Origin of the sequence: Citrobacter sp. U14242, assembly GCF_046555775.1 — a bacterium.
Classification (GTDB): Bacteria; Pseudomonadota; Gammaproteobacteria; order Enterobacterales; family Enterobacteriaceae; genus Citrobacter.
In genome coordinates, this window is record NZ_JBKGLW010000002.1 from 472,628 (window position 1) to 478,922 (window position 6,295).

At 51.0% G+C, this 6,295-nt stretch carries 6 protein-coding genes; 4 read left to right on the forward strand and 2 right to left on the reverse strand.

Features of this window, described 5'->3' with window-relative positions; genetic code table 11:
* Positions 1-4 precede the first annotated feature (4 nt).
* The 4 genes from rbsC to rbsR all read left to right on the forward strand — a co-directional run bounded on the left by rbsC (position 5) and on the right by rbsR (position 3,952).
* Positions 5-970 carry a ribose ABC transporter permease gene (gene rbsC, locus ACLJXE_RS04980; RefSeq protein WP_137381321.1) on the forward strand — a complete coding sequence of 322 codons (966 nt, stop codon included), beginning with the start codon at positions 5-7 and terminating at the stop codon, positions 968-970.
* Positions 971-994: 24 nt separating this feature from the next.
* A complete protein-coding gene (gene rbsB / locus ACLJXE_RS04985) occupies positions 995-1,885 on the forward strand; it encodes a ribose ABC transporter substrate-binding protein RbsB (protein WP_003023760.1) in 891 nt (296 codons plus the stop codon).
* A gap of 141 nt (positions 1,886-2,026) precedes the next feature.
* Positions 2,027-2,956 (forward strand): ribokinase, encoded by a 930-nt coding sequence (gene rbsK / locus ACLJXE_RS04990; protein ID WP_410750248.1) that lies wholly within the window; start codon positions 2,027-2,029, stop codon positions 2,954-2,956.
* Positions 2,957-2,959: 3 nt separating this feature from the next.
* Positions 2,960-3,952: a ribose operon transcriptional repressor RbsR gene (rbsR, locus tag ACLJXE_RS04995; RefSeq protein ID WP_286630077.1), complete on the forward strand. Its 993-nt coding sequence runs from the start codon at positions 2,960-2,962 to the stop codon at positions 3,950-3,952.
* On the opposite strand, the gene mdtD is transcribed toward rbsR, so the two are convergent.
* Both mdtD and ACLJXE_RS05005 read right to left on the reverse strand, forming a co-directional pair.
* Positions 3,918-5,345: a multidrug transporter subunit MdtD gene (gene mdtD / locus ACLJXE_RS05000; RefSeq protein ID WP_410750249.1), complete on the reverse strand. Its 1,428-nt coding sequence runs from the start codon at positions 5,343-5,345 to the stop codon at positions 3,918-3,920. The two genes, rbsR and mdtD, sit on opposite strands and share 35 nt — an antisense overlap.
* A gap of 3 nt (positions 5,346-5,348) precedes the next feature.
* A complete protein-coding gene (locus ACLJXE_RS05005) occupies positions 5,349-6,053 on the reverse strand; it encodes a FadR/GntR family transcriptional regulator (RefSeq protein ID WP_101742141.1) in 705 nt (234 codons plus the stop codon).
* Between the last annotated feature and the right edge of the window lie 242 nt (positions 6,054-6,295).

Sequence of the window (6,295 nt, forward strand, 5' to 3'; positions counted from 1 at the left end):
AAAGATGACTACCCAGGCTGTTTCTGGTCGCCGTTATTTCACTAAAGCATGGCTTCTGGAGCAAAAGTCGCTCATCGCTCTGTTAGTGCTGATTGCGATTGTTTCCACCATGAGCCCGAACTTTTTTACTGTTAATAACCTGTTCAACATTCTCCAGCAAACGTCGGTAAACGCCATTATGGCCGTCGGCATGACGCTGGTCATCCTGACGTCGGGTATCGATCTGTCCGTCGGTTCCCTGCTGGCGCTCACTGGTGCGGTTGCTGCTTCCATTGTAGGAATTGAAGTCAACGCGCTGGTCGCCGTCGCGGCAGCATTGGCGCTGGGCGCTGCTGTTGGTGCGTTAACCGGGGTGATTGTCGCAAAAGGTCGCGTGCAGGCATTTATCGCCACGCTGGTGATGATGCTCCTGCTGCGGGGTGTGACGATGGTGTACACCAATGGGAGTCCGGTAAATACCGGATTTACAGACAATGCCGATCTGTTTGGCTGGTTTGGTATTGGTCGTCCGTTAGGCGTCCCGACGCCGGTGTGGATTATGGGTATTGTCTTCCTGGCTGCGTGGTACATGCTGCATCACACCCGTCTGGGCCGATATATCTATGCGCTGGGTGGTAACGAAGCGGCAACACGTCTGTCTGGTATCAGCGTCAGTAAGATTAAAATTATCGTTTATTCACTCTGTGGGCTGCTGGCTTCGCTGGCGGGCATCATTGAAGTAGCGCGTCTTTCCTCTGCACAACCGACGGCGGGTACCGGCTACGAGCTGGATGCTATCGCTGCGGTCGTATTAGGCGGTACTAGCCTGGCGGGCGGTAAAGGACGAATTGTTGGGACGCTGATCGGCGCATTGATTCTTGGTTTCCTCAATAATGGTTTGAATTTGTTAGGTGTATCCTCCTATTACCAGATGATCGTCAAAGCGGTGGTGATTTTGCTGGCGGTACTGGTAGACAACAAAAAGCAGTAACAACGATTACAGGACATCTTAAATATGAACATGAAAAAACTGGCTACCCTGGTTTCTGCTGTTGCGCTGAGCGCCACCGTGAGCGCGAATGCGATGGCGAAAGATACCATTGCGCTGGTGGTCTCCACGCTTAATAACCCGTTCTTTGTCTCCCTGAAAGATGGTGCGCAAAAAGAGGCGGATAAGCTGGGCTATAACCTGGTTATTCTGGATTCACAGAATAACCCGGCGAAAGAACTGGCAAACGTTCAGGATTTAACGGTTCGCGGTACTAAAATACTGCTGATTAACCCGACGGACTCCGATGCCGTGGGTAATGCTGTGAAGATGGCTAACCAGGCGAAGATTCCGGTTATCACTCTCGACCGCGTAGCGTCTAAAGGTGAAGTTGTCAGCCATATTGCGTCTGATAACGTGCTGGGCGGCAAAATTGCGGGTGATTACATCGCGAAAAAAGCGGGTGAAGGCGCGAAAGTTATCGAACTGCAGGGCATTGCCGGAACGTCCGCGGCACGTGAGCGTGGCGAAGGTTTCCAGCAGGCCGTTGCGGCGCACAAATTTAATGTACTGGCCAGCCAGCCGGCAGACTTCGACCGTACGAAAGGCTTGAACGTTATGCAGAACCTGCTGACCGCACATCCTGATGTGCAGGCTGTATTTGCCCAGAACGATGAAATGGCGCTGGGTGCATTGCGCGCACTGCAAACTGCGGGTAAATCTGATGTGATGGTGGTTGGATTTGACGGCACACCTGATGGCGAAAAAGCAGTAAATGATGGCAAACTGGCTGCGACTATTGCTCAGTTGCCGGATCAGATTGGCGCGAAAGGCGTTGAGACTGCGGATAAAGTACTGAAAGGCGAGAAGGTTCAGGCTAAATATCCGGTTGACCTGAAGCTGGTCATCAAGCAGTAATACCGATTCAGGCCGCTCGTGACCTGATGGAGACATAAATACGCCATCGTTAGATCTGGTTCTGAAGATGAAAGCGTAAAAAGAAAAGCAGGGCACGCGCCACCCTAACCCGGTGGCGCACTTTGACTTGGAATACCTAACATGAAAACCGCAGGCAACCTCGTTGTTCTTGGCAGCATTAATGCCGATCACATCCTCAACCTTACATCTTTCCCGACACCTGGTGAAACCGTAACGGGTAGTCAATATCAGGTGGCGTTTGGCGGTAAAGGCGCGAATCAGGCGGTTGCTGCAGGGCGTAGTGGCGCGAATATCGCGTTCATTGCCTGTACGGGGGATGACGATATTGGCGAAAGTGTTCGTAAACAGTTAGCCCGCGATAATATCGATATTGCCCCGATTAGCGTTATTGCGGGTGAATCGACCGGTGTGGCGCTGATTTTTGTGAATGCTGACGGTGAGAATGTTATCGGTATTCATGCCGGCGCGAATGCTGCACTTTCTCCCGCGTTGGTAGAAGCACAGCGTGACCGTATTGCTCAGGCGTCTGCGTTACTGATGCAATTAGAATCACCGATCGAAAGCGTGTTGGCTGCGGCAAAGATAGCGCAGCAAAACAAGACTACGGTTGTCCTGAATCCGGCCCCGGCACGTGAACTATCTGACGAGTTGCTGGCGCTGGTGGATATTATTACCCCAAATGAAACCGAAGCTGAAAAGCTGACGGGGATCAGGGTCGAAAACGATGAAGATGCCGCTAAAGCGGCGCAGGCGTTGCACGCGAAGGGCATTCATACTGTACTGATTACCTTAGGAAGTCGTGGTGTGTGGGCCAGCGTAAACGGTGAAGGTCATCGTGTGCCCGGGTTTAAAGTGGATGCTGTTGATACTATCGCTGCCGGAGATACCTTTAACGGCGCGTTAATCACCGCGTTACTGGAAGAGACTCCGCTATCGGAAGCCATCCGTTTTGCACATGCTGCCGCGGCGATTGCGGTCACACGTAAAGGTGCACAGCCTTCCGTTCCATGGCGTGAAGAAATCGAAGCGTTTTTAAGTCAACAGAGGTAACGCTTGGCTACAATGAAGGACGTTGCCCGCCTGGCGGGTGTTTCCACGTCGACGGTTTCTCACGTCATTAATAAAGATCGCTTTGTCAGTGAGGCGATCACTGACAAAGTTGATGCGGCGATCAAAGAGCTTAACTATGCGCCTTCCGCGTTGGCGCGTAGTCTCAAACTGAATCAGACCCGCACTATTGGCATGTTAATCACAGCCAGTACCAATCCCTTTTATTCTGAGCTGGTTCGTGGTGTTGAACGTAGCTGCTTTGAGCGCGGTTACAGCCTGGTGTTGTGCAACACCGAAGGTGATGAGCAGCGTATGAACCGTAATCTGGAAACGTTGATGCAAAAACGGGTAGACGGCTTGCTGCTGCTCTGCACGGAAACACATCAGCCTTCCAGAGAGATCATGCAACGTTATCCTTCTATACCCACCGTTATGATGGATTGGTCACCTTTTGATGGTGAAAGCGATCTGATTCAGGATAACTCCCTGTTGGGTGGGGATTTAGCCACCCAGCATCTTATCGAAAAAGGGTTTACGCGCATTGCCTGCATCACCGGGCCGCTGGACAAAACGCCGGCGCGTTTACGCCTGGAAGGATATCGTGCGGCAATGAGGCGTGCAGGGCTGGCTATCCCGGACGGTTACGAGATCACCGGTGATTTCGAGTTTGGCGGTGGGTTTGAAGCTATGCAAACGCTGTTGTCGCATAAAGACCGCCCACAGGCTGTTTTTACCGGCAATGACGCGATGGCGGTTGGAGCATATCAGGCTTTATACCAGTCTGGATTGCGTATCCCGCAGGATATGGCGGTAGTTGGTTATGATGACATAGAACTGGCGCGCTATATGACGCCGCCGCTGACAACTATTCACCAACCGAAAGATGAGTTGGGCGAACTGGCCATTGATGTGTTAATCCACCGTATGGCACAGCCCGCATTGCAGCAGCAGCGCTTGCAGCTTACTCCTGTTCTGATGGCGCGGGGGTCGGTTTAGGCTTATGCCGCTCTTTGATCAGATTGCACCCATCTTTGGCTCTTAACAGCATAAACATCAGCGCCGATACGACGGTGATCGCGCCCATTGTAATAAAGGTATAGTGGAACTGTTCGACCGTATTGGTTCCTTCCATACCTTCGTAGATACGCAGAACGGCGGCACTGAGGGCAACCCCTAAACTAATAGACAACTGTTGCGTAACGGCTAACACGCTGTTGCCACTGCTGGCGTTCTCATCAGTCAAATCGGCCAGGGTAATGGTATTCATCGAGGTAAACTGGGTGGACATCGCCATACCTAAAATGAACAGTGGCAGGATTAGCATCCAGACCGGCATGGCTGGAGATTGCAAAGAGAACTGTGCAATCATCAGGCCGATAAACACTGTAATACCGACCAGTGTGGTCCGGTAGCCGAGTCGGCGCAGTACCTGCGTCACCATCGATTTCGCCAGAATTGATCCCAGCGCTGTCGGAGCCATCATGCAACCGGCAATGAGTGCCGGGTATCCAAAGCCTACCTGCAGCATCAGTGGCATTAAGAAAGGTACGCATCCCGTCCCCAGGCGAGTAGCAAGGTTTCCGGCGATGCCAACAGAAAAGGTCCGCGTTTTAAAAATGGGAAGCGCAATCAACGGTGTCGGATGGCGACGCGCATGACGGATGTAGGCGAGCAGTAACACAATGCTGGTGAGAATAATGCCAAGTGCGACCCAACTGGCAACAAGTTTCTCGCCAAATAACTCAACACCGCTGGAAAACAGTACCAGGCTTAGACCAAAGAGAAAGAAACCGGTCATATCGAAGCCGCGGCGTGGTGTGGTGAAGTTTGGCATATATTTGCGGGCATAGAAGATACCGGCAATACCGATGGGAATATTAATCAGGAAGATCCAGTGCCAACTGGCCCACGTTACCAGCACGCCACCCAGTACCGGACCTAAAATTGGCCCAACAAGACCAGGCATGGTCACGAAATTAAGTACGGGGAGTAGTTCGCTGCGTGGGTAAGCACGCAATAATGCCAGACGGGCAACGGGCATCATCATTGCGCCACCGATACCCTGTATCACGCGGAAAACCACCAATTCACTTAATGAGCTGGAAAGTGCACAAGCCAACGATCCCAACGTAAACAGGCTAACGGCTATCATAAATACGCGTCGGGTACCGAATCTGTCAGCTAACCATCCGCTCACCGGGATCAGCATAGCGACTGTCAGGGTATAGCTGATAATGGCTGATTGCATGGCAAGCGGAGAGCGGTTAAGACTATGTGCAATTGCGGGTAAGGCCGTGTTGAGAATAGTGGCATCTAATGCCTGCATAAAAAAGGCCATGGCGGCTATCCATGGCAACCCAGCCATACTGCGCGATTTCTTTTCTGACATAGATTATTTATCCGGGAGCTCGTTTGGTGCTATCAGTAATGCCTGACAAGCGGCAAAAGCGCGTTCGCCATCGCTATCTTCTATTGCATCGACAATGGCCTGGTGCAAATCCAGCTTGACCACATCGTTATAGGTAATCGACGTAAAGTAGGTCTGATAAACGGAATGGAACAATGATGCGAAAGATATCAGGAATGGATTCGCGCTCATTTCATAAATGTGCTCATGCCAGGCAATATCAACTTCAATCCAACGTTCGCGTCTGAAGTTTCTTTTCAGCTCGACCATCTCTTCCATTAATGTATTGAGATGGGCTTTCTGCTCTGCTGTACCAATCGTCGCAGCCAGTAAACAAGCTTGAGGTTCCAGGCTAATACGCATCACCAGAAAGTGTTTAATGACTTGAGGAAAATTATCTTCAGTCATCCACCAGGTAAGCAACTCCTGGTCGAGGAAGTTCCAGTTTGCCTGCGGCATAACACGAGTACCAATACGTGGGCGCGGTAATACCATACCTTTAGCCGTTAATGTCTTAACTGCTTCCCTTACCGCAGTTCGACTCACGCCAAACTGATCGCCCAGCTCAATTTCACCCGGCAGGATAGCGCCGGGTGCGTATTCACCTTTTAATATTCTCTGAGCCAGCTTTTCTGCCAGAACATAGGAAAGATTCTTTTGGGCAGCTATCTGTTGGGCATTTAAAGGCATGAATGTTCTTCCTTACGCGTTTTCTTATTCATTAGTATGCCATCAGGGAGTGTGATTGCGGCTGCAAAAACGGCAAATTGCTTATTTTATGGCATGTTAATGGTGGTTTTGGTGAAAAAATACGCATTCGGAAAGTTATTTTAAATTTACTCTTGTCAGCCTGAAATAACTCCCTATAATGCGCCTCCACTGACACGGAACAACGGATTACATGCCGCCGGGTCAGCGGGGTTCCACTGAGA